The organism is Candidatus Njordibacter sp. Uisw_058 (assembly GCF_047730065.1).
GTDB lineage: Bacteria > Pseudomonadota > Gammaproteobacteria > Pseudomonadales > Balneatricaceae > Njordibacter.
Map to the genome: position 1 here is coordinate 2,213,277 of NZ_CP159829.1, position 21,799 is coordinate 2,235,075.

Below are 21,799 nucleotides of genomic sequence, written 5' to 3' on the forward strand. Positions count from 1 at the left end.
TCTTCCCATGGCCCGTCCTAGCTACATGGTAGTAGACCTTGCCGCATTGATTGCCAACTATCAATGGGCCCGTCAACTCGCGCCTCAAGCCCAAACTATGGCTGTTGTAAAGGCTAATGCATACGGCCACGGGGCAGTTGCTTGCGCCCGTGCTTTACAACCGTCCGTGCCAGCCTTTGCTGTTGCCTGTATTGAAGAGGCTATGGACCTGCGTGATGCGAATATCACAAAGCCCATATTACTCTTGGAAGGCACGTTTACAGCTGACGAAATAGCGGTCGCTGCAGCCCAAGACTTTTGGTTAATGGTGGAGAACCCTCTGCAGGTTGAGGCTATTTTAAATGCTCATGTATGCAGACCGCTCAAGGTGTGGATTAAAATCGATACGGGCATGCATCGACAAGGCTTGCACCCATCAAAAATAAAGGGCTACCGAGCACAATTAATGGCCAGCCCCAAGGTATTAGATGAGATGGTATTTGCCACTCATTTTGCCAGTGCTGATGAACTTAGTAATGACTTGACCCAAATTCAGTTACAGCAGTTTTTGCAAACCACAAAGTCCTTTGAACACGCGCTCAGTTTGGCAAACTCTGCAGCAATAATGGCGTGGCCTAAAGCTCATGCTGATTGGAACCGCGCGGGTTATATGCTTTATGGCAACTCACCTCTAGATCAGGACCATCCGTCTAGTCAGGGTTTAAAGCCTGTGATGCAGTTATGGTCATCGGTCATTTCTATGCGTCAAATTGAGACTGGAGAAAGTGTAGGCTATGGCCAAAGTTGGCATGCTCTTCGACCCTCAACCATCGCGACTGTGGCTATTGGATATGGCGATGGTTATCCAAGGAGTGCAGCATCTGGTACCCCTGTCTTGGTCAATAATCAACGCGCTAGTCTTGTTGGCCGTGTATCAATGGATATGATTACTATAGACGTAACAGAGCTGAGTGAAACTAAAATAGGTGATCCTGTGTGTTTATGGGGCCCTGGATTAAACATCAATGAAGTCGCTCAACATGCTGGCACCATAGGCTATGAATTAATGACCCGAATGACTCAACGCTTACCTATTCGGTATACTGATTAAGGATAATGAAGCAGCCTTCTGACGAAGGCTAACCCATTCATTTAGGTAGGTAGACGCCGGCGGGCATTAATAGACATAAGCACGCCTAAACTCACCATTAAGGTAACGGCTGAAGTGCCCCCATAGCTGACCAATGGTAACGGCACACCGACCACGGGTAGCAAGCCACTGACCATACCTACGTTCACCATGACATAAACAAAGAAGGTTAAGGTCAAACTTGCTGCTAACATCCGGTCAAATGGCAGGATAGCCGCACCGGCAATTATTAAGCCCCTTACTAACACCAGAAAATACAACGTGAGCAACAGGCATACGCCCAATAGCCCAAATTCTTCAGCCAACACTGCAACTATAAAATCTGTTTTGGTTTCTGGCAAAAAGTCTAAATGGGACTGCGTGCCTTGCAGCCAGCCTTTCCCATTTATGCCACCTGAGCCGATGGCAATTTTAGACTGGATAATATTCCAACCGGCGCCTAATGGATCACTTTCTGGGTCTAGAAATGTAACCACTCTTTGCTTTTGGTATTCACGCATGCCTGACCAAACTAAAGGTAGACCAGCGGCACCAAGAATCGCAGCAGCAATAAGGTAACGCCACAACAAACCGGCGAAGAAAATAACAAACACGCCAGAAGCCCCAATGATCACAGACGTACCCAAGTCTGGTTGTTTGGCAATTAACAATACGGGCAATAACACTAACGCCATGGACACTATGACGTGAATTAAACGGGGCGGCCTAAGTTGGTTAGCCAAGTACCAAGACACCGTCAATGGCACCACTAATTTCATAATTTCAGAAGGTTGAAATCGAGGTAAGCCCGGAATTTCAAGCCATCGTTGAGCCCCTTTGGCACCCACACCAGAAAACAAGACTGCTACCAAAAGAATGATTCCAAATATATACACCAAAGGGATCCACTGCTGCACATGGCGCATATTGATTTGCGCGACAAACAACATCGCCATGAGGGCCAACCCATAACGCACCATTTGTTTTTGTACCGCAATTTCACTGGATCCAGAACCAGAATACAACACCACCAAGCCAAACGACATGATGGCCAACAGCAAAACTAGCAACGAGGGGTCTAACTTAAGTTTGACCCACAGACCTGGCTTGCGTTTTAAGTGGCTCCTTAATTCTGGGGCCAACCGTTGGAAATCAGCCATCGTTAATTGCACCTTGCGTATTTTCTACTTCTACTCCTGCTTCTACTTCTGCTTCTACTTCCACTTCTACTAAAACTGTAGCTTCAGGCTCGGCTTCAGGCTCGATTTTAGTCCCGAGGATATAGCTGTCAAAAAGCTTTCGGGCCAAAGGTGCTGCCGCAGAGCTACCCCCCCCCCGGTTTTCAATAATCACTGCGACCACAATCACAGGATCTTTGGCGGGTGCCCATCCAATATAAAGACCATGATCTCGAAACCGTTCCGCTAGCTTTTCAGCATCATAGGTACTGTCTTGCTTAATGCCTAACACTTGAGCAGTGCCGGTTTTACCTGCCATTTTATAACTACTGTCAGCGCCACTGCGTCGACCAGTACCATATTTACCATGCATCACATCAATCAGCGCAGCGTGAACTTTATTCCAGTCACTGTCGCGCTTGAGTTCAATATTATCTGGCTGCTGAGGATCTTTACGGCCTATTTCACTGACTTTTGCTACCGCCTGACCATCGATGGCTTTGATCATTCGGATTTGATGCCACTGGCCTTTATTGGCAAGCACCATGGCCATAGTTGCTAACTGTGTTGGTGTCGCCGATAAAAACCCTTGGCCAATGCCCAAATTCAATGAATCACCAGGAAACCAGGAGGAATTGCGATTAGCACGCTTCCATTTTTTAGTGGGTAGCACCGCCTTGGTTGCTTCTGGCTGGTCGGCAATAGTGACTTGGCCTAAGCCAAATTGAGTAAGGTACTTGGTCATGGGTGTATTACCCATGACATGAGCAATGGCGTAATAGAAGGTGTCCACAGACTCGACTATCGACTTATGCATGTTTACACGCCCATGACCTCCTTCTTTCCAGTCTCGATAAAAACGCCCACCCTCTGTGAGTTGATAATAACCAGGATCCCAAAGGGAAAACTTGCGAGAGATCATGCCAGAGTCAATACCCGCTAAAGCAATAACAGGCTTCACTGTTGAAGCGGGAGGATAACGTCCACGCAAAGCTCGATTGAATAACGGCAAATCATTAGAAGTTCGAAGGGCGTCGTAGTTGGCGTTGCTAATGCCAGTGACAAATTGATTAGCACCATAAGAGGGCGCACTAGCCATGGCTAATACACCGCCTGTTTTTGGATCAATCGCCACAATCGCTCCTCGCTTACCTTCTAGCAGTTGCGCTGCACCTTGCTGCAATTGGGCATCTAGGAATAAAGTAATGTCCCGCCCAGGTAATGGCTCAAGTCGATCTAGCACCTCTAATACTCGGCCCCTCGCATTCGTTTCTACAGTTTGATGGCCCACAGTGCCGTGCAGTTCGGTTTCGTAATAACGCTCTATGCCTAATTTCCCCACATGATTAGTGGCACTGTAATTAGTGGCGTCTAACTTTTTAAGTTCGCGATCATTGATCCGCCCGACATAACCCAAAGCGTGCACAAATCCATCGTCTAATGGGTAATAACGCACTAGCTCAGGCACAATCCTGACACCCGAAAAGCGGTGCTGATTCACCGTAATTTGAGCAATTTCAGCTTGGCTCAGTTGAAATCGCAGTGCCACTGGGCTGTAGGGCCTACGAGGCTGATTTAAACGCCGCTTGAAGCGTTTAATATCACCGTCATCAAGGGTGAGAATTTGACCTAATTCAGCGAGGACTTTATCAATACTGCGCCGACCTCCTGATAACTGTTCTGGCACTAAGGTTAAGCTGTGGCTGGCCCGATTACCTGCTAATAAAGACCCATGAGTATCGTATATCAATCCCCTTGTCGGAGCGAGGGCCTGCAATTGCTGTCGGTTGTCATCCGATGCCGTAACATAATGTTGATGTTGCCAAACTTGCAAATAGACCAAGCGACAAACAAGACCCACAAAGACAACGATGATGAGCCATAGGGACCACCAGATACGCGTCTGAAATTGACTGTCTTCTCTACGCTGGGCATCCAAATTTGACCAAGACATAATCGGATCGGCTACTTATGGTAAGGGTGATTGTTAAGCAAACTCCACGCACGGTATATTTGCTCAGCTAATAAAACTCGAACTAACGGATGGGGCAAAGTGAGCGCTGATAATGACCAACGTTGGTCAGCCCTAGCCACACAGTCTGAAGACAGGCCATCGGGCCCACCCACTAGCAAAGTGACATTACGACCTCCCATACGCCAATCTCCAAATTGTTTAGCTAGTTGCTCGGTACTCCAAGAGGTGCCTGATACATCTAACGCAATCACTTGGTCTTGGGCTGGGATAGAAGCCAACATCTGCTCCCCTTCCTTTACGATAGCGCGCTGTACATCAGCACCCTTACCTCGAAAGCCTAGGCCTATTTCATGCAATTGCAACTGCATGTCACTGGGCATTCGACGCGCATATTCGTCATAACCTTGAGTTACCCAAGTAGGCATTTTAGTGCCTACCGCTAGCAACTTAATTTTCATCTATTCACGGGGCTCAACAGCACTTGATAAATCTTGTTTGAGCGCTGGATTCCACAAACGTTCTAAGTCATAGAACTCTCGAGCTTCAGCTTGCATCACATGCACCACAACATCACCAAGATCTGACAAGACCCAGTCTCCACTCATTTCGCCTTCGATACCCAAAGGCAAAACGCCATTTTGTTTGGCCTTGAATGACACTTCGTCAGCCAATGATTTGACATGGCGATTAGAGGTGCCCGTGGCGATCACCATGTAATCTGTGACGTTTGATAAACCACGTACATCCAGTTGCACAATGTCTTTACCCTTCATGTCTGTCAAGGCACTGCTAATTACTGCTAATAAGTCTTCAATGGGCATAGCCATAATTTGTGTTCCAAAAATCTAATTAATGCCGTAAAGGCTTTGGCTTGCAATGTATTTTGCCACTGCAGGCGCTAATTCTGTTGCACTGGGTTGATAGCCTAAGCGCAGCTGTTTCCGAATCTGCGTCGCAGATACGGGATATTGCCCTAATTTCAGGTGGGCCACCTGACCCAACGGTGAAGCTAATAAATGTTTAGCATCGTCAACTTTGTGAGCTGTATACCAAGTAAGCAACTCAGGATCTTGTGGCCAGATGGTTTCAGGCCGAGTGAGCACTAACAAATGCCCATGATCTAATAGCTCTTGCCATCGGTGCCATTGCTGTAAACCAGCAAAAGCATCCAAACCCATGCACCAGATTAATGGCATCATAGGCCCTATTTCTTGCCTGACTTCAGCTAGAGTCAATATACTGTAGCTTAGGCCTTGCCGCTGAATCTCGCGTGTGTCCATCGCCAATTCGTCATGACCTGCGATGGCCAAGGATAACATTTCTACCCTCTGTTCTGCGTTCGCCACAGGCCTATGCCGATGGGCAGGTTGACTATTTGGCAGTAACTGCAGGGGTTTTACCCCTAGGTATTGACTCACCTCAATGGCTGATGAAACATGGCCTTGATGGATGGGGTCAAAAGTGCCACCCCACAAGACCTTAACTGCTGCCGCAGAGATAGGCTTACGATCGGGTATGGCCATCACCAAAAACTACATACTTTTGGGACGTTAGACCCTCAAGACCTACGGGCCCCCGTGCATGTATTTTATCTGTTGAAATGCCAATCTCAGCACCCAGACCATATTCAAATCCATCTGCAAAAGCAGTAGAAGCATTGATCATCACTGAACTCGAATCTACCCGCGCCATAAACTCTCGGGCTTTAGTATAATTTTCACTCACTATAGCGTCCGTGTGATGGGAGCCATAGGTATTAATATGCTCAATGGCTGCTTCCATATTACTAACCACTTTAACAGACAGCACGGGTGCTAAGTACTCAGTAGACCAATCATCTTCTGTGGCCGCCACAACCTTGCCTTGGTAACTGCTTATCTGGGCCATCGCTTGCGGGCATAAACGCAGTTCTATATCCGCTTCTTGTAAAGCTTGAAACAACTGGGGAAGCAGTTCTTCCGCCCGTGACTCGGCAACCAACAAAGACTCCATGGCGTTACAGACCCCATAGCGTCTAGTTTTTGCATTAATAGCGATATTAATCGCCTTAGTAGCATCCGCTTGATCATCGATGTACACGTGGCAGTTCCCATCCAAGTGCTTGATCACAGGAATGCGAGCTCCTGCACTCACTCGCTGAATCAAACTCTTACCACCACGAGGCACAATTACATCAACAAATTCTGTCAAAGTAATCAGTTCCCCTACAGCAGAGCGATCGGTAGTTTCCACAACCTGAACCGAAGCAATGGGTAAGCCTGCTGCAAGTAAACCCTGCTGTACACATTGAGCAATCGCTTGGTTCGAATGGGACGCTACCGAGCCGCCTCGCAAAATGGCCGCATTGCCTGATTTTATACACAGGCTGGCCGCATCAACCGTCACATTAGGGCGAGACTCATAAATAATCCCTACGACCCCAAGTGGCACGCGCATTTTGCCAAGCTGAATACCTGACGGGCGAAAACTCATGTCCGAAATCTCACCCACTGGGTCCGCTAACTCCGCAACCTGCCTTAGGCCAATTACCATAGCGTCAATACCTTCGTCTGTAACCCTTAATCGGTCGAGCATAGACTCAGCTAGGCCATTTTTTTCAGCCGCTGATAAGTCTTTTTGGTTAGCTGTCTTAAGGGCAGACCTTGCATTATTTAAAGCATTTGCCATGCTTAATAGCGCATTATTTTTTGCCATGGTGGGAGCCGTCGCTAATACCTTTGAAGCGGCTTTCGCTTGGGCTCCCAATTGCTGCATATAATCAGCCACAGACATGACACTTTCTCTTAGAAATTTGTAAATATACGTGCGTGCATAGTATAGCCCGAATTATCGATCAATAGAGCATAAGTCACGACAAATACTGGATTTTTTCTATTCTCCCCAAGCGGGTACTAGTGTCTGTGGCAGGCTCAGTTGCGATAGAATTCGCGCCACCACAAAATCAACCATATCGGCTACACTTTGGGGCCGATTATAAAACCCAGGGCTCGCAGGGATTACCACTGCGCCCATGCGCGTTAATTTTAGCATGTGCTCGAGATGAATTTCAGAATAAGGCGCTTCTCTGGGCACTAAAATCAGTTTTCGACGTTCTTTTAAATGCACATCTGCCGCACGCTCAATAAGGTTATTACTTGCACCACAAGCAATTGCAGACAAACTACCCGTGCTGCATGGGCACACAACCATGGCATCACCACCGCCAGAACCAGAGGCGACTGGAGCCATCCACTGTTGCTTACCAAATACCCGTAACTGGCCCTCTTTTGCACCGTACAAAGCACTAAAAAAGGACTGTATTGCCGCCGTTGCAGAAGGTACTTTAAGGTCTGTTTCAGTAGCTAGCACGACCTGCGCTGCTGAGGAAACCATGAGTGACACTTCACATTGTGATGCTAACAAGCATTGCAGTAAACGCAATCCATATTGGGCGCCTGAAGCGCCTGTAATCGCCAATGTGACTTTAAGCGTTCCCACTGAAGAGGGTACGGGCACTGGTGTTGGGTTCATAAGCTTATTTAGTGAGTGAATTTTAGGCTTATTGTACCAGCTAAAAGCTTAGATGTTACCTTGTGCCCAGAGACGGCCCAACCAGAGCCTTAAAAACCCATAAAAGCGGAGCAAATTAAACTTAAGTCGCAAGACTTTTTGTGGCAAGTAACATATACTCCTTCCACTTTTTATCTGCCTTAATGGACCAATTTAAAAATCTCATGTTGAGCCTCAATCAAGCCCTTGAGCAAGCCCAAGTCGATCCCCAACTTGTCTCCGTCGTTGACTCTATTACCAACACCTGTAAAAATATTGCTGAGCGCCTTCGTGGGGGCGCCCTAAGTGGCTTATATGGGTCTGCTGAACAGGAAAATATTCAAGGAGAAGTGCAAAAGAAATTAGATGTTATTTCTAATGACTTGCTTAAACAGTCATTGCTCGCTAATCGCAGTGTCGCTGGCATCGCTTCAGAAGAAGAAGAGAATGTCATTGCGGGTAATGCTGAAGGCCGGTATTTAGTCACTTTTGACCCGTTAGATGGCAGTTCAAATATAGATGTGAATGTTACTGTGGGAACTATTTTTTCTATACTAGCCCTACCCAATAGCGACCCAGCCTCTACAGTTACTAATGATACTTTTTTACAGGCAGGCCATAAGCAGATCGCTGCAGGTTATGTCCTGTATGGACCCTCAGTCATTCTTGCCATTACCACAGGGCAAGGTGTGTCAATGTATAATTTAGGGGCAGATGGCGTTTTTTACCAGACAGAAGACCAAATTAAGGTGCCTGAACATACCCAAGAGTTTGCCATTAACATGTCCAACCAACGTTTCTGGCAAGCACCCATGCAACGATATATTAATGATGTGCTGCTCGGTGAAGAAGGCCCTTTGGGTAAACGATTTAATATGCGATGGATTGCTTCCATGGTGGCAGAGGTCCACCGGATTCTGACCCGCGGTGGCGTATTTATGTACCCCTATGATAATCGGGATCCAAGCAAAGCTGGCAAACTTCGCTTGATGTATGAAGGCAACCCTATGAGTTTTCTAATCGAGCAAGCAGGAGGAGCGTCCAGTAATACCCAAAAACCCATCATGGACGTTGAACCCCATTATATTCACCAACGAGTGCCTGTCATTTTAGGGTCAAAAGAAGAAGTTGAGCGCGTAAATACCTATCACCAAAGCACATCGTCAGATTAGGTACTTTAGGCATTATTATACTGTTATTAACCATTATTAGGATCAGACTAGATCATGAGCTACCAAAATATCCCCGCTGGTAAGGATTTACCGAACGACATTTATGTTGTGATTGAAATACCAGCCAACAGTAGTCCCGTAAAATATGAAATTGACAAAGATGCAGACGCTTTATTTGTTGATCGCTTTATGGCTTCACCCATGTTCTATCCCGCCAACTACGGCTATATCAACAACACTCTTGCAGATGACGGTGATGCTTTAGACGTTTTAGTGGTCACACCCTACCCTGTGGTGCCAGGCAGCGTTATTCGCTGTCGCCCAGTGGGTGTTTTAAACATGACTGATGAAGCGGGAGAGGACGCTAAACTTTTAGCGGTGCCCCATGAAAAATTAACCCAAGCCTACAACGACGTGCATGACATTACTGACTTACCCGAAATGCTTCGTAGCCGTATTAAAGAGTTTTTTGAGAACTATAAGAACCTTGAGAAAGGCAAATGGGTTAAGGTTGAAAGTTGGGAAGGTGCGGACGCTGCAAAAGCCAAAATACAAGTAGCAGCTGCAGCATACCAAGGCTAGTTCCACATGATTAAAAGGCTGGATTTGCACCCATTAGCGAAGGCGCTAAGTGCAAACCAGCCTAACTATTAACTCATGGCTAACCCTGAGTTAACAATTCTCTCAAGTCAATGATCGCAGCGTTAGCACGGGCGATGTAAGACGCCATAACCAGCGAGTGGTTAGCCACTAAACCGAAACCTGAGCCATTCATAATCATAGGACTCCATAAGGTCTCTTGGGTCGATTCTAACTCGCGAATAATTTGTCTCAAGCTCACCAAAGCATTTTTCTTTTCTAACACCGATTTAAAATCTACTTCAATGGCTCGCATTAGCTGAATCAAGGCCCAACTCGCACCCCGCGCTTCATAAAACACGTCATCAATTTCTGACCAAGGCGTTTTAATGACTAACTCACTGTCTGCACTAGTCGACTGAGTTGCTGACGCATCACCTGCCAAGTCTGTATTTAATCGTTTCTGACCCACGCTGGCGCTCAGACGTTGCGACAAACTTCCAAGGCGGGTTTCTACGTCTCCTAACCAGCGAGTCAGATTATCAGCCCGAGCATAAAATTGCGCCTGGCTTTGTTGCTGATCTGAAAGCCGTTCTAGGTAGCGGATAAGAGCATCTATGCCTGTCAGGTACTCACCTTCACTGGACGGCAACATCCAGCTTTTACTGTCAAAATTAAATTGCGGTTCGGTAATCGCCAGATCTGGGTCTTCAGTAGATTGGGATTGAGATCGGCTAAAGTCTTTGCGCATCGCACGAGATAAATCACGCACTTGAATCAACACGCCATATTCCCAATTAGGAATATTATCCATCCATACACCAGGTAGTGACACATCGTTGGAAAGATAGCCACCAGGCTTATTTAACATGGTGTTGGCGACATACAATAAGGCCTTAGTGGTGGCTGCTCCCGTGACTGTCTGTGCCGCAGGTGGCGGTGCAATATCGGGCTCACTATTCCAATAGAAGCCCAGTGCAGACGAAAATAACCCATAAACAATCACTAAAACACCAAAAGTTCGGATGATCCAGTGGCTCCCATCAACATAATCCTCTTTAAGGTTGCGTAATCCTTGCTTGATGTTGGGCATTATGAGTTCCTTTGAATAGTGCTGATTAAAGCAGCAATGACACTGTCGGTATATGGTGCTAGTTGGCGTAAACTTCAAGCTCATCCTTGCGAGCGAGGTATTTAACTTCTACACGCGCGGGTCGACTGTGTTTAATATTAGCCCTAATTCTCTGCTCTGGATCGGCACTATTCATAGTTTGATAAAGCCACCGCACCTGATCGTCCTTGGGGGCTACAATCAGCATAGTGGCTTTCAAAGCATGGGCCTTTTTCGCCACCCGTATTAGCCATTGAGCAAGCAGTTGATCTTGCTGATCTAATAACTGAGTCGGAACAAGTAGCTTTTGATTACGCATTGCTGGCACGGCGGTTGCTGGCGCTGGCGCACTCACTTCTGCACTCACTTCTGCACTTTGATTAACAGCATGGTCATCAATTAACTGTCTCATGCTTGCTAACTGGCCATGCGTAGGCATAACAAGTGTGGCCCGCGACAAGAACACGCGTGCTTGTTGAACCTTATTTTGACTTAGACTCGAACGAAGCAATTTATAATAGCGCTCAACAATCTTTTTTAAAGCCGCTACGGCTTTAATATTATTTGGTTCTTTAGCCAGCACTTTAGTCAAATAATAATATGAGTTGTCACTCTTAGGCGTGGTCAACTTGTCTTGCTCAAAAGCCCACCCTGCCTCTCCCAACCAAAAAGCAATCGCGTCCGTTGGTTGGTTGGTTGAGGCCAAAGCTAAGGGTGGTTTAACTTCTTTCAAGCCAACTTTTGGCAACACTGTCGGTAACCCCTTGGTCCCCAGAGGCGCCACAGCAAGATTCGCTTCTAAGGGTTTTTCTAAAGCGGTTGCTGAGGGGGCTTCAACGACCTGTGCAATCGTCACCGGGGCCTGCTTAGAAGAGGTTTGGGTCAATCCAGCGCAAGCTGTTATAAGTAGCGATAGAGTGATTGGAATGACAGCCCTAAGTTTGAGCAAAGGCTGAAGGTATAACAAAGTCATAAAATATAATCCGAAATTATTTACGCCACCTAAGAGTAACAGACGTGGCAAGACTCCTCTAGGGTTAAATAAATCATAAAAACTTCGGCAAAATCCCACCAATCTGCTATCATCTCCTATAATCTTCATTGTTTTCTGCAAAATTGGAAAAATATTTAATGGCACAAGTTCTGCTTCTTAATGGCCCGAACCTAAACCTTTTAGGCATGAGAGAGCCTGGAATTTATGGCAACTTGACTTTGGCGCAGATCGAATCCCAGTGCCAAACTCAGTGTCAAGACGCTGGTGTTTCCATTAACTGCATGCAAAGTAACGCCGAACATGCCCTCGTAGATGCGATTCATGAAGCTCAGCGCCAAGGCGTGCAATTTATCGTGATCAATCCAGCCGCTTACACTCACACAAGTGTAGCGCTGCGTGATGCCCTACTTGGTGTCAAAATCCCTTTCATTGAAGTGCATTTAAGTAACGTGCATCAACGCGAAAATTTTCGCCATCATTCGTATTTGTCTGATATTGCCGAGGGCGTCATTTGTGGCCTCGGAGTTGATGGATACCGTTTTGCCATAGACGCCGCCATTGGTCGTTTGAGCTGTTAATTATCATTTTAAAAAAAATAGAGAGATCCCATGGACATTCGTAAAGTTAAAAAACTCATCGAGTTACTAGAAGAGTCTGACATTAACGAAATAGAAATTAAAGAAGGCGAAGAGTCTGTGCGCATTAGTCGAGCCTCATCTGCCATGCTGGTGGCAGCGGCTGCTCCAGCCATGCAAGCTGCACCTGTCATGCAAGCTGCTGCGCCAGCTATTGTTGCAGCACCCAGTGTACCAGAAGCTACTGGACATGCTGTGACTTCTCCCATGGTGGGCACCTTTTATCGTTGCCCATCTCCAGGCGCCCCTGCGTTTTCAGAAGTGGGCCAAACAGTTAAAGAGGGTGATGTCATTTGTATCATCGAAGCAATGAAGATGATGAATCAAATTGAAGCCGATAAGTCGGGCACTGTGACTGCAATTCTGGTCGCAGACGGCGAAGCTGTTGAGTTTGATCAACCTCTGGTCACCATAGCCTAACACCGGAGCTGTCTCATGTTAGAAAAAGTTGTTATTGCGAATCGTGGAGAAATTGCCTTACGGATTTTGCGTGCCTGCAAAGAACTCGGCATCCAAACTGTAGCCGTGCACTCCAAAGCAGACAAAGACCTCATGCACGTTCGTTTGGCGGATGAAGCTGTATGTATTGGCCCAAATTCCTCTACGGAAAGTTATTTAAACATTCCCCGTATTTTATCTGCAGCAGAAGTCACTCACGCTACAGGCATTCACCCAGGCTATGGTTTTTTGGCAGAGAATGCTGACTTTGCAGAAATGGTCGAAAGCAGTGGTTTTACCTTTATTGGACCTACCGCAGCTACGATCCGCATTATGGGCGATAAAGTGGCGGCCATTGCTGCGATGCAAAAGTCGGGAGTGCCCACTGTACCTGGCTCCAACGGACCATTAGATGATGATGTAGAACGAACCAAGCGCATTGCTAAGCGCATTGGCTACCCCGTTATTATAAAAGCCTCTGCCGGAGGTGGTGGCCGTGGTATGCGCGTGGTGCACAACGAAGAGACTCTTATTACTTCCATCATGGTGACCAAAGCAGAAGCCAAAGGTGCGTTTGGTAACGACATCGTTTATATGGAGAAGTTCTTACAAAATCCTCGCCATGTCGAAGTGCAAATTTTAGCCGATGGCCAAGGTGGTGTAATTCACCTGTATGACCGAGATTGCTCAATGCAAAGGCGTCATCAGAAAGTGGTTGAAGAAGCACCAGCACCCCATATGGATGCCGTTGCCCAAGCTCAAGTGCTTAAAAGCTGTACCGATGCCTGTCTTGAAATTGGCTACCGTGGTGCCGGCACCTTTGAATTCTTGTATGAAGATGGTGGTTTTTACTTCATCGAGATGAATACTCGCGTGCAGGTGGAACATCCAGTCACAGAAATGATTACTGGAGTAGACATCATCAAAGAACAGTTGCGCATTGCTAGTGGTTATCCATTGTCTGTTAAACAAGAAGATGTGTCAGTTAAAGGCCATGCGTTTGAGTGTCGAATTAACGCTGAAGATGCTAAGACTTTTATGCCAAGTCCAGGCAAAGTCACGCAATTTCATGCTCCTGGAGGTCTAGGGGTAAGGGTAGATTCACATATTTACAGTGGTTATACAGTGCCCCCCTTTTATGACTCAATGATTGCTAAAGTCATTACCCACGCAGCCACCCGCAAAGAAGCGTTAAAGCGCATGGAAGTGGCTTTAGATGAAATGATTATTGACGGCATTAAGACCAACATCCCCCTCCAAAAAGAAATTGTGCGAGATGCATTGTTTGCTGAAGGGGGCGTTAATATCCACTACTTAGAAAAAAAACTAGGTCTTTAAATCTGCATTCTTATTGGCCCCTTAGCCAAAAATACCCTTGAGATCATGTGTTGATCTTCAAAAGGGCCACATGGACCTAGTGAATTAAAGTAAAGTTAAAAGGGCGAAGTGAAGGCGTTTACATGCAGTAAATGCCCTGCTTTAGCCCTTTTTTATCGCCGTAATATCGCACGCATTAGTCTACAGAGGTCAAAATGCCCTGGGTACAAATTACTTTATCATCTAGCCCCGAAAATTCTGAATTTTTGGAAGATATGTTACTTCTGTGTGGTGCAGGGGCTGTGAGCATGCTGGATGGTGCAGACCAGCCAGTGTTTGAACCCATTAAGGGCACCACACCATTGTGGCAGGATACGCAGGTGATGGGTCTGTTCGAAGCTGACACAGACGGTGATGCGTTATTAGATTACCTAGGTAACGGTTGGCAAGCCGCCTTTGCAAACACGCCATTTCCAAATTATAAGTTAGAAATTCTCGAAGACAAAGATTGGGAAAGGCAATGGATGGATCGTTTTGAACCACTTCAATTTGGTAGTCATTTGTGGGTTTGCCCTAGCTGGAAACCTGTTCCAGACCCAATGGCAGTAAACCTTATGTTGGATCCAGGCTTGGCCTTTGGTACGGGTAGTCATCCCACTACAGCCTTATGTTTACAATGGATTGCAGAGCAAGACTGGCAAGGTAAAACAGTCATTGATTATGGTTGTGGTTCAGGCATTTTAGCTATTGGCGCGATGCTCATGGGCGCAGAGCGCGTCTTGGGTGTAGATAACGATACGCAAGCGCTCACTGCCACCAAAGATAATGCCCAACGCAACGGTATTGCAGCACAAGCTATTCCTGTTTTCTTACCTGAAGATACCCCCCAAGAGGCGGTAGATGTGATGCTTGCTAACATTCTAGCGGGCCCATTAATTGAAATGGCTGCGCACTTGGCTGAACTCACTAAAGTCAGGGGATTAATCACCTTATCTGGCATTCTTGAACACCAGGCTGATGCTGTGGTTAAGGCTTATTCACCATGGTTTGATATGCACACGGTCGTCTCTAAAGACGAGTGGGTTCGTATTGACGGCATAAAGCGCTAATATCTTATGGATTTCAGTAGCACACAAATCATAGTCATTAGCGCTATTTTTGTCTGGTCTGGTTTTGTGCGCGCTGGTTTAGGCTTTGGTGGCGCCGCTCTCGCCCTTCCCTTAATGCTCTTAGTCGCTGACAAGCCGTTATTCTTTTTACCTATTATTGCCACCCACTTACTGATTTTTTCTGGTATCACCACAGGCCTGCGCTTCAAACACGTCGACCATGGGTTTTTGAGGGAATCATTAACTTGGATGATGGTCCCCAAACTTATCGGCGTCATAGGATTACTGAGCTTACCCACCCAATGGATGGTGGCATTTATTTATGCCATTACCGGTTTTTATGCAGTCACCTGGATTATTAAATGGGAGATTAAGAGTCAATCTCCGTGGGTCGATCGTTTACTATATATTGTTGGCGGCTATTTTAGTGGCGCTTCATTAATTGGCGCACCCCTCATCGTGGCCGTAGCCGTTCGAAAAATGGCCATATCAGCCTACCGCGATACCCTCTTTGTCTTGTGGTTCATCCTTGTTGTCATCAAAATGTTAGCCTTTGCTATTGCTGGGGTAGATTTACAGTGGCAGTGGTCCTTGGCACTTTTGATACCGGCGGCCTGTGGCCATATGCTGGGACTTAAATTTCATAAGCTCATGCTTACTCGTGATGCCAAAGTCGTGCGTCAGTGGCTTGGGGTGTGTTTGTTAGGCGTCATTGGTTTGGCTTTGTCGAAATATTTATTAGCCACACCACTCTAACGGAAGCTAAACTTCAAGCTCAGGGGCTCAGGGGCTCAGGGGTTAGAAATTAGCGTAGGACTCATTTTATGCCCAGCATAGAACTATTAATGTTACTTTTTTTAATTGCAGCGATTGCGGGTTGGGTGGATACCTTGGCTGGTGGAGGTGGGTTAATTACTGTGCCCACTTTACTCCTAACCGGCATGTCGCCCTCCATGGCCATCGCAACCAATAAACTGCAAAGCTCTATGGGTACTTTTGTGGCTTCGCTTTATTTTGTCAGGACTAAGTTTGTCTGTTTAAATGAAATGAAAGGCATGATCACTCTCACCTTTATTGGCTCAGTGTTAGGGAGTTGGTTGTTATTACAAATTGACTCGAGCAAACTTGTCCTATTTCTCCCGTTTCTTTTGATGGCTATGGGACTCTACGTTCTGCTTTCCCCAGACTTTAACGATGAACAAAAGCAGCAGAAATTATCAAGACTCTGCTTCATGCTCGTGTTTTGCCCGCTATTAGGCTTTTATGATGGTTTCTTTGGTCCAGGAACAGGCAGTCTAATGGCTCTCGCTTTCGTTTCAGTGTTGGGTTTTGGACTTTCAAAAGGCACAGCTCAAGCCAAGATACTCAACTTAACCAGCAACGTTGCTGCTTTACTCTATTTTATCATATTTGGAGAGGTGGCTTGGATTATTGGCGGAGTCATGGCCGTAGGCCAATTATTAGGTTCATCCATTGGTGCCCGCATGGTGATGAGCAAAGGTGCAAGGCTTATAAAACCAGTGGTGGTGATCGTTTGTTTTGGGATGAGCATTAATATTCTAATCAAGCATTACCCAATGACATTTTAACCGAATGTTGCTATTACCCTGACCCAAAGCATGAGAGGGGCCCACTATTCAGTGAACCCCCCCAAAGGCACAACTTAATTTAAGCTAGTCGCACCAGTTTCCATACGAATCACTTTGCCGTCTTTAATCATAGCAATGCCCATAACAGCTTCTTTTGAATCATCTGGGTAGGACATGAACATGTGTTGAACCATAATGTCATCATTCTCATAAACACAGCGAGATGAATCTCGAATAAACTTATCATTGGCAAACATCCCAGTAATCATTTCACCCCATTCACTTTTAGAGAAACTGTTACCTGATTTGTGGAACACAACCACAAAGTCATCATGCAGCAAGTCTAAATAAGCATCTACATTTTTATCGTCCATGGTTTGGATCATTTTATCATAAATCGCCATTATAAATTTCCTTTCATTAATTTAGGTTAAGCACGTTATCTGCAAGATTTCAGACTACTGATGCAGCTTATTCATCTTTTACAGTGTTTAATTCTAACAGCCGAAATGAATCTAACATAGTTCACTTTCTGTACTAATATTTAATTCAATAAATTAAAGGTCACCCCAATGGGCTCAAGATAGGTCACAACATATAGAAACCCTTTGTATTAAAAAATACTCAAATTGCGGATTTAGGCATTAATGTGAGCTCATATAGCCAGTTACACTGCCTTATCAGTTGAACAAAAAACGTACAACTCGTACAATAGCTGCTTATCATTCAAACCTCAATTCAAGCAATTTTAGGCATTTTCTTAACTTGTAATGAATCACTCTAGCGTTATTTATGGCTTTGCCATTGGCCCCCATCAACTTGAAAATGGGTTGATATTGGCACCCATGGCTGGCATTACTGACCGTCCATTTCGGCATTTATGCCGTCAACTCGGTGCAGGCTTGGCAGTAGCTGAAATGCTCACTTCAGATACGTCTTTGTGGCATACGCAAAAGTCTCAACGGCGCCTACCCCATGCTGATGACGGTGTTCCTATTAGTGTGCAGATTGCTGGCAGTGACCCAGCTCAAATGGCCCATGCAGCCCAAGCTAATGTAGCCCTTGGAGCGCAAATCATTGATATCAACATGGGTTGCCCCGCCAAAAAAGTGTTAAAAAAAGCCGCGGGTTCAGCCTTATTGAGGGATCCTCAGTTAGTTAAAGACATATTGACTGCAGTGGTTGCTGCGGTTGATGTGCCTGTCACTCTAAAAATACGAACGGGCTGGAGTACGGACCAACGTAATGGTTTAGATATTGCAAACATTGCCCAAGAAGCCGGTATAAAGGCCCTCGCAGTGCACGGAAGAACCCGTGCTTGTGGCTTCAAGGGTGCTGTAGAATATGACACTATTGCTGCCATTAAACAAACTCTAGACATTCCTGTGATTGCTAATGGTGACATTAACACCGCAGAAGATGCGGCCTACATCCTTGCTTATACTAATGCTGATGGTCTGATGATAGGCAGAGGTGCTCAAGGGAACCCATGGCTATTCCAACAAATACATCATCACTTACAACATGGTACACACCTCAAAAAACCAAGTAATCAAATAATTTGGCAAGTATTACAGCAACACCTATATGGTTTGTATGACCTCTATGGGGAAATCATGGGCCCAAGGATTGCCCGCAAACACGTTGGTTGGTACCTCAAACAAGAACCAGCGCTGCGTAAACAATTTAATCACTTACAAGACCCCCTGCACCAACTTGACTTTCTAAACCACTATTTTGCCAGCACAGAAAACCAGGCTGCTTGAAACTATGAATAATGACATTAAAAAACCCGTGCACAGCTTGCCCAACAGCCTCATCGCCCAAGCAAGGTATGACTCCGACCCTGCTAATACCTATGAACATGAAAATGACCCTGCCATCGACCCAAAGCAAGTCCCTCAGTCTTTGCGACAAAGTGTCGAACAATCGTTAACTCAGTACTTTGATGAACTCGATGGCCAGCAACCCAGTGCTCTATATGACTTGTTCATGCAACAGGTGGAAGCCCCTTTGTTTGAATGTGTGATGGAGCACACACAAGATAACCAGTCGAAGGCGGCTGCTTTACTTGGCCTCAATCGGGGCACATTGCGCAAAAAATTAAAACAGTACGATTTACTTTAAACAGCACCAACCTCGGCAGTTAAAAGGATACATTCATGTCACAAGCACACGCCATTCGCCGCGCTCTTATTAGCGTTTCAGATAAACAGGGTATTGTAGAGTTTGCCAAAAACTTGAGCCAATTGGGCATAGAAATCCTCTCTACTGGAGGTACATTCAAGTTATTAAATGAGTCAGGTGTGACTGCTATCGAGGTATCTGATTACACTGGATTTCCAGAAATGATGGATGGAAGAGTGAAGACCTTACATCCAAAAATACACGGTGGAATTTTAGGTCGCCGTGGTCAAGATGAAGCCATAATGGCGCACCATGGCATCGATGAAATTGATCTAGTGGTGGTTAATCTATACCCCTTCAAGGCGACCATTGAGCGTGACGATTGCACCTTAGATATGGCCATTGAAAATATTGATATTGGCGGACCAACCATGGTGCGTTCAGCGGCGAAAAACAACAAACATGTGGCGGTTGTCGTCAATGCTTTTGACTATGCTGATATTGTCACAGAAATTACCGCAAAAGGAGGTTTAAGCCAAACCACGCGCACAGATCTAGCCTGCAAAGCTTTTGAACACACGGCTTTATATGATGGCGCTATCGCTAATTATTTAGGCGCTCAACACAATACTGACTCCAAGTTCCCACGCACATTTAACACCCAGCTGAAAAAAGTTCAGGACATGCGTTATGGTGAAAACCCACATCAAAATGCTGCTTTTTATATTGAACACGACCCCAAAGAAGCCAGTGTCTCAACGGCTCTCCAGGTTCAAGGTAAAGCCCTTTCTTTTAACAATATTGCCGATACAGATGCTGCCATCGAGTGCGTAAAATCGTTCCAAGATCCTGCTTGTGTGATTGTGAAACATGCAAACCCATGCGGTGTGGCTGTGGGAACCCAAATTACGCAAGCTTATGAAAAAGCTTATAGTACCGATCCTACCTCTGCCTTTGGTGGCATCATCGCTTTTAACCGTGAACTCGATGCAGGCACAGCTCAACGCATTATTGACCGCCAGTTTGTCGAAGTCATTATTGCCCCAAGTATTAGTGCCACAGCTGCAGAAACCCTCTCCCGTAAACCCAATGTAAGAGTGCTAAGCTGTGGCAAACTCCCTCACTTACATACGCCAGAGCTAGACTACAAACGTGTCACGGGTGGTTTATTAGTTCAGGACCGCGATTTAGGACAGATACTAGAAGCTGATCTAAAGATTGTTAGCGAGCGCATGCCAACAGAAGCAGAAATGCACGATCTACAGTTTGCTTGGAAAGTAGCAAAATATGTCAAATCCAATGCCATTGTCTATTGTAAAGGGGGCATGACGATCGGTGTTGGAGCCGGCCAGATGAGTCGGATTTACAGTGCTAAAATTGCTGGCATTAAGGCCAGTGATGAAGCCTTAGAAGTACAGGGCTCAGTAATGGCCTCTGACGCCTTTTTCCCCTTTAGAGATGGTATTGATGCCGCTGCAGCAGCGGGTATTAGCGCTATTATCCAGCCTGGAGGCTCTATGCGGGATGAGGAGGTCATTGCTGCAGCCAACGAGCACAATATCAGCATGATATTTACCGGTATGCGCCACTTCCGTCATTAATAATAAGCAATAAATTAAATCGTAATTCAGGCAACGAGAACCAACATGAATGTATTAATTATAGGTGGCGGTGGCCGCGAACATGCACTCGCATGGCAGGCCTCCAAAAACCGTGGTGTGCACAAAATATTTGTCGCACCGGGTAACGCTGGGACTGCATTAGAAAAGAAAACTGAAAATGTGCCCCTTGATGTAATGGACATTGATGGTCTATTAACATTTGCCAAAGATAATAAAGTAGACCTAACCATTGTGGGGCCTGAAGCACCTCTTGTTGCGGGCATAGTCGACCTATTTCAGGCTGCCAACATGGATATTTTTGGTCCTACAAAGGGCGCAGCACAACTAGAAGGTTCAAAAACTTTTGCAAAAGATTTCCTGCAACGTCATGGTATACCCACGGCTAGTTATGCGACCTTTACGCAGGTCGCACCTGCTCTTGCATACATTAATGAGCAAGGCGCGCCCATCGTTATAAAAGCAGACGGACTTGCTGCAGGCAAAGGTGTTATTTTAGCTGATACCATTGAACAAGCGTGCGCAGCAGTCCAGGACATGCTAGCTGGCAACGCTTTTGGTGAGGCCGGGAATCGCGTCGTCATTGAAGAGTTTTTAGTGGGTGAAGAAGCCAGTTTTATTGTTATGGCAGATGGCAAAAACGTATTGCCACTTGCATCTAGCCAAGATCACAAAGCACGAGATGAAGGTGATCTTGGGCCCAATACGGGGGGCATGGGGGCCTATTCACCCGCCCCTGTGGTAGATGCGACCTTGCACCAACGTATTATGGATGAAGTAATTATGCCAACGGTTAACGGTATGGCTGCTGATGGCTATGTATATACAGGGTTTCTTTACGCTGGCATCATGGTGGATTCCGACGGCACCCCAAAGGTGTTGGAATTTAACTGCCGTTTTGGTGATCCAGAAACTCAGCCCATCATGATGCGTCTTAAGAATAGTATTGTCGAATTGTGTGTGGCTGGCACCATGGGGGTGCTGGACCAGACGATCGCGCATTGGGACAGTCGTCCAGCCGTTGGCGTGGTGCTCGCTGCCAAAGGTTACCCAGATGCTTATCCTAAAGGTGACGTCATTAGCCTCCCTGAGGAGCCAGGTCAAACGAGTAAGATTTTTCATGCTGGAACTAGCCTCAATGATGAGGGCATGGTCACGACTAACGGTGGGCGTGTTCTTTGCGCTGTAGCACTTGGGGATACTGTAGGTGAAGCCCAGCATAAGGCTTATGAGTTGGCTGATCAGATTACTTGGGAAGGCAAGTTTTGCCGCCGTGATATCGGCTATCGGGCCATCGCTCGAGAGCAACTCCATTAATTA

The 21,799-nt window shown here is 46.1% G+C and carries 23 protein-coding genes; 13 read left to right on the forward strand and 10 right to left on the reverse strand.

The genetic code is table 11. The annotated features are described in order from the left end of the window. The first annotated feature begins 7 nt into the window (after positions 1-7). Positions 8-1,090: an alanine racemase gene (gene alr / locus ABXT59_RS10335; RefSeq protein ID WP_443636031.1), complete on the forward strand. Its 1,083-nt coding sequence runs from the start codon at positions 8-10 to the stop codon at positions 1,088-1,090. A gap of 41 nt (positions 1,091-1,131) precedes the next feature. Here the strand turns inward: alr and rodA are convergent, their stop codons facing one another. The 7 genes from rodA to ABXT59_RS10370 all read right to left on the reverse strand — a co-directional run bounded on the left by rodA (position 1,132) and on the right by ABXT59_RS10370 (position 7,771). Further along, positions 1,132-2,268, reverse strand: a complete 1,137-nt coding sequence (gene rodA, locus ABXT59_RS10340) for a rod shape-determining protein RodA (RefSeq protein ID WP_443636032.1) — start codon at positions 2,266-2,268, stop codon at positions 1,132-1,134. Further along, complete coding sequence (mrdA, locus tag ABXT59_RS10345; protein ID WP_443636033.1) at positions 2,261-4,240, reverse strand: penicillin-binding protein 2; 1,980 nt, start codon at positions 4,238-4,240, stop codon at positions 2,261-2,263. Before mrdA ends, rodA begins: the two co-directional genes overlap by 8 nt. Positions 4,241-4,251: 11 nt before the next feature. Beyond that, complete coding sequence (gene rlmH, locus ABXT59_RS10350) at positions 4,252-4,719, reverse strand: 23S rRNA (pseudouridine(1915)-N(3))-methyltransferase RlmH (protein ID WP_443636034.1); 468 nt, start codon at positions 4,717-4,719, stop codon at positions 4,252-4,254. Further along, a complete protein-coding gene (gene rsfS, locus ABXT59_RS10355; protein WP_443636035.1) occupies positions 4,720-5,088 on the reverse strand; it encodes a ribosome silencing factor in 369 nt (122 codons plus the stop codon). 18 nt (positions 5,089-5,106) lie between these two features. Next, positions 5,107-5,784, reverse strand: a complete 678-nt coding sequence (nadD, locus tag ABXT59_RS10360) for a nicotinate-nucleotide adenylyltransferase (protein WP_443636036.1) — start codon at positions 5,782-5,784, stop codon at positions 5,107-5,109. Beyond that, on the reverse strand, positions 5,765-7,033 hold the full coding sequence (locus ABXT59_RS10365; RefSeq protein WP_443636037.1) for a glutamate-5-semialdehyde dehydrogenase: 1,269 nt from the start codon (positions 7,031-7,033) through the stop codon (positions 5,765-5,767). The genes nadD and ABXT59_RS10365 overlap by 20 nt, the downstream gene beginning before the upstream one ends. A 99-nt stretch (positions 7,034-7,132) precedes the next feature. Continuing rightward, complete coding sequence (locus ABXT59_RS10370) at positions 7,133-7,771, reverse strand: flavin prenyltransferase UbiX (protein WP_443636038.1); 639 nt, start codon at positions 7,769-7,771, stop codon at positions 7,133-7,135. A 182-nt stretch (positions 7,772-7,953) separates the two neighbouring features. Between ABXT59_RS10370 and ABXT59_RS10375 the strand changes: the two genes are divergently transcribed. Both ABXT59_RS10375 and ppa read left to right on the forward strand, forming a co-directional pair. After that, the gene (locus ABXT59_RS10375; protein ID WP_443636039.1) at positions 7,954-8,961 is read left to right on the forward strand and encodes a class 1 fructose-bisphosphatase; all 1,008 of its coding nucleotides are present in this window, start codon (positions 7,954-7,956) and stop codon (positions 8,959-8,961) included. A 54-nt stretch (positions 8,962-9,015) separates the two neighbouring features. Then, entirely contained in the window at positions 9,016-9,543 is a 528-nt protein-coding gene (gene ppa / locus ABXT59_RS10380) for an inorganic diphosphatase (protein WP_443636040.1), read from the forward strand. A gap of 79 nt (positions 9,544-9,622) precedes the next feature. Here the strand turns inward: ppa and ABXT59_RS10385 are convergent, their stop codons facing one another. Both ABXT59_RS10385 and ABXT59_RS10390 read right to left on the reverse strand, forming a co-directional pair. Continuing rightward, a complete protein-coding gene (locus tag ABXT59_RS10385; RefSeq protein WP_443636041.1) occupies positions 9,623-10,633 on the reverse strand; it encodes a DUF2333 family protein in 1,011 nt (336 codons plus the stop codon). 58 nt (positions 10,634-10,691) lie between these two features. Continuing rightward, positions 10,692-11,624 (reverse strand): hypothetical protein, encoded by a 933-nt coding sequence (locus ABXT59_RS10390; RefSeq protein WP_443636042.1) that lies wholly within the window; start codon positions 11,622-11,624, stop codon positions 10,692-10,694. 158 nt (positions 11,625-11,782) lie between these two features. Here ABXT59_RS10390 and aroQ point away from each other — a divergent pair, with 158 nt between their 5' ends. The 6 genes from aroQ to ABXT59_RS10420 all read left to right on the forward strand — a co-directional run bounded on the left by aroQ (position 11,783) and on the right by ABXT59_RS10420 (position 16,733). After that, on the forward strand, positions 11,783-12,223 hold the full coding sequence (aroQ, locus tag ABXT59_RS10395) for a type II 3-dehydroquinate dehydratase (protein ID WP_443636043.1): 441 nt from the start codon (positions 11,783-11,785) through the stop codon (positions 12,221-12,223). A gap of 30 nt (positions 12,224-12,253) precedes the next feature. Beyond that, the gene (accB, locus tag ABXT59_RS10400) at positions 12,254-12,700 is read left to right on the forward strand and encodes an acetyl-CoA carboxylase biotin carboxyl carrier protein (RefSeq protein ID WP_443636044.1); all 447 of its coding nucleotides are present in this window, start codon (positions 12,254-12,256) and stop codon (positions 12,698-12,700) included. A gap of 15 nt (positions 12,701-12,715) precedes the next feature. Then, the gene (gene accC / locus ABXT59_RS10405) at positions 12,716-14,056 is read left to right on the forward strand and encodes an acetyl-CoA carboxylase biotin carboxylase subunit (RefSeq protein ID WP_443636045.1); all 1,341 of its coding nucleotides are present in this window, start codon (positions 12,716-12,718) and stop codon (positions 14,054-14,056) included. Positions 14,057-14,250: 194 nt separating this feature from the next. After that, on the forward strand, positions 14,251-15,144 hold the full coding sequence (gene prmA, locus ABXT59_RS10410; protein ID WP_443636046.1) for a 50S ribosomal protein L11 methyltransferase: 894 nt from the start codon (positions 14,251-14,253) through the stop codon (positions 15,142-15,144). Positions 15,145-15,150: 6 nt separating this feature from the next. Continuing rightward, positions 15,151-15,900: a TSUP family transporter gene (locus tag ABXT59_RS10415; protein ID WP_443636047.1), complete on the forward strand. Its 750-nt coding sequence runs from the start codon at positions 15,151-15,153 to the stop codon at positions 15,898-15,900. 68 nt (positions 15,901-15,968) lie between these two features. Then, on the forward strand, positions 15,969-16,733 hold the full coding sequence (locus tag ABXT59_RS10420; RefSeq protein WP_443636048.1) for a TSUP family transporter: 765 nt from the start codon (positions 15,969-15,971) through the stop codon (positions 16,731-16,733). A gap of 74 nt (positions 16,734-16,807) precedes the next feature. Here the strand turns inward: ABXT59_RS10420 and ABXT59_RS10425 are convergent, their stop codons facing one another. Beyond that, positions 16,808-17,137: a nuclear transport factor 2 family protein gene (locus tag ABXT59_RS10425; RefSeq protein WP_443636049.1), complete on the reverse strand. Its 330-nt coding sequence runs from the start codon at positions 17,135-17,137 to the stop codon at positions 16,808-16,810. A gap of 366 nt (positions 17,138-17,503) precedes the next feature. On the opposite strand from ABXT59_RS10425, the gene dusB reads away from it, so the two are divergent. Genes dusB through purD form a run of 4 tightly spaced genes read left to right on the forward strand, consistent with a single transcriptional unit; the run spans position 17,504 to position 21,796 of the window. Continuing rightward, the gene (gene dusB, locus ABXT59_RS10430; protein WP_443636050.1) at positions 17,504-18,499 is read left to right on the forward strand and encodes a tRNA dihydrouridine synthase DusB; all 996 of its coding nucleotides are present in this window, start codon (positions 17,504-17,506) and stop codon (positions 18,497-18,499) included. Between the two features lie 4 nt (positions 18,500-18,503). Next, entirely contained in the window at positions 18,504-18,860 is a 357-nt protein-coding gene (gene fis, locus ABXT59_RS10435; RefSeq protein WP_443636051.1) for a DNA-binding transcriptional regulator Fis, read from the forward strand. 35 nt (positions 18,861-18,895) lie between these two features. Further along, positions 18,896-20,461 (forward strand): bifunctional phosphoribosylaminoimidazolecarboxamide formyltransferase/IMP cyclohydrolase, encoded by a 1,566-nt coding sequence (purH, locus tag ABXT59_RS10440; RefSeq protein ID WP_443636052.1) that lies wholly within the window; start codon positions 18,896-18,898, stop codon positions 20,459-20,461. Between the two features lie 45 nt (positions 20,462-20,506). Then, positions 20,507-21,796, forward strand: a complete 1,290-nt coding sequence (purD, locus tag ABXT59_RS10445; RefSeq protein ID WP_443636053.1) for a phosphoribosylamine--glycine ligase — start codon at positions 20,507-20,509, stop codon at positions 21,794-21,796. The last annotated feature ends 3 nt before the right edge of the window (positions 21,797-21,799 follow it).

Excerpts from the sequence above, each read along its gene's own strand:
- accC (WP_443636045.1), top strand. The coding sequence starts at position 12,716 with ATGTTAGAAAAAGTTGTTATTGCGAATCGTGGAGAAATTGCCTTACGG.
- ABXT59_RS10385 (WP_443636041.1), bottom strand. The coding sequence starts at position 10,633 with ATGCCCAACATCAAGCAAGGATTACGCAACCTTAAAGAGGATTATGTT.
- ABXT59_RS10420 (WP_443636048.1), top strand. The coding sequence starts at position 15,969 with ATGCCCAGCATAGAACTATTAATGTTACTTTTTTTAATTGCAGCGATT.
- purH (WP_443636052.1), top strand. The coding sequence starts at position 18,896 with ATGTCACAAGCACACGCCATTCGCCGCGCTCTTATTAGCGTTTCAGAT.
- ppa (WP_443636040.1), top strand. The coding sequence starts at position 9,016 with ATGAGCTACCAAAATATCCCCGCTGGTAAGGATTTACCGAACGACATT.
- dusB (WP_443636050.1), top strand. The coding sequence starts at position 17,504 with ATGAATCACTCTAGCGTTATTTATGGCTTTGCCATTGGCCCCCATCAA.
- mrdA (WP_443636033.1), bottom strand. The coding sequence starts at position 4,240 with ATGTCTTGGTCAAATTTGGATGCCCAGCGTAGAGAAGACAGTCAATTT.
- alr (WP_443636031.1), top strand. The coding sequence starts at position 8 with ATGGCCCGTCCTAGCTACATGGTAGTAGACCTTGCCGCATTGATTGCC.
- ABXT59_RS10365 (WP_443636037.1), bottom strand. The coding sequence starts at position 7,033 with ATGTCTGTGGCTGATTATATGCAGCAATTGGGAGCCCAAGCGAAAGCC.
- ABXT59_RS10375 (WP_443636039.1), top strand. The coding sequence starts at position 7,954 with ATGGACCAATTTAAAAATCTCATGTTGAGCCTCAATCAAGCCCTTGAG.
- rlmH (WP_443636034.1), bottom strand. The coding sequence starts at position 4,719 with ATGAAAATTAAGTTGCTAGCGGTAGGCACTAAAATGCCTACTTGGGTA.
- rsfS (WP_443636035.1), bottom strand. The coding sequence starts at position 5,088 with ATGGCTATGCCCATTGAAGACTTATTAGCAGTAATTAGCAGTGCCTTG.
- nadD (WP_443636036.1), bottom strand. The coding sequence starts at position 5,784 with ATGGCCATACCCGATCGTAAGCCTATCTCTGCGGCAGCAGTTAAGGTC.
- prmA (WP_443636046.1), top strand. The coding sequence starts at position 14,251 with ATGCCCTGGGTACAAATTACTTTATCATCTAGCCCCGAAAATTCTGAA.
- ABXT59_RS10390 (WP_443636042.1), bottom strand. The coding sequence starts at position 11,624 with ATGACTTTGTTATACCTTCAGCCTTTGCTCAAACTTAGGGCTGTCATT.
- ABXT59_RS10425 (WP_443636049.1), bottom strand. The coding sequence starts at position 17,137 with ATGGCGATTTATGATAAAATGATCCAAACCATGGACGATAAAAATGTA.
- accB (WP_443636044.1), top strand. The coding sequence starts at position 12,254 with ATGGACATTCGTAAAGTTAAAAAACTCATCGAGTTACTAGAAGAGTCT.
- aroQ (WP_443636043.1), top strand. The coding sequence starts at position 11,783 with ATGGCACAAGTTCTGCTTCTTAATGGCCCGAACCTAAACCTTTTAGGC.
- purD (WP_443636053.1), top strand. The coding sequence starts at position 20,507 with ATGAATGTATTAATTATAGGTGGCGGTGGCCGCGAACATGCACTCGCA.
- fis (WP_443636051.1), top strand. The coding sequence starts at position 18,504 with ATGAATAATGACATTAAAAAACCCGTGCACAGCTTGCCCAACAGCCTC.
- ABXT59_RS10370 (WP_443636038.1), bottom strand. The coding sequence starts at position 7,771 with ATGAACCCAACACCAGTGCCCGTACCCTCTTCAGTGGGAACGCTTAAA.
- ABXT59_RS10415 (WP_443636047.1), top strand. The coding sequence starts at position 15,151 with ATGGATTTCAGTAGCACACAAATCATAGTCATTAGCGCTATTTTTGTC.
- rodA (WP_443636032.1), bottom strand. The coding sequence starts at position 2,268 with ATGGCTGATTTCCAACGGTTGGCCCCAGAATTAAGGAGCCACTTAAAA.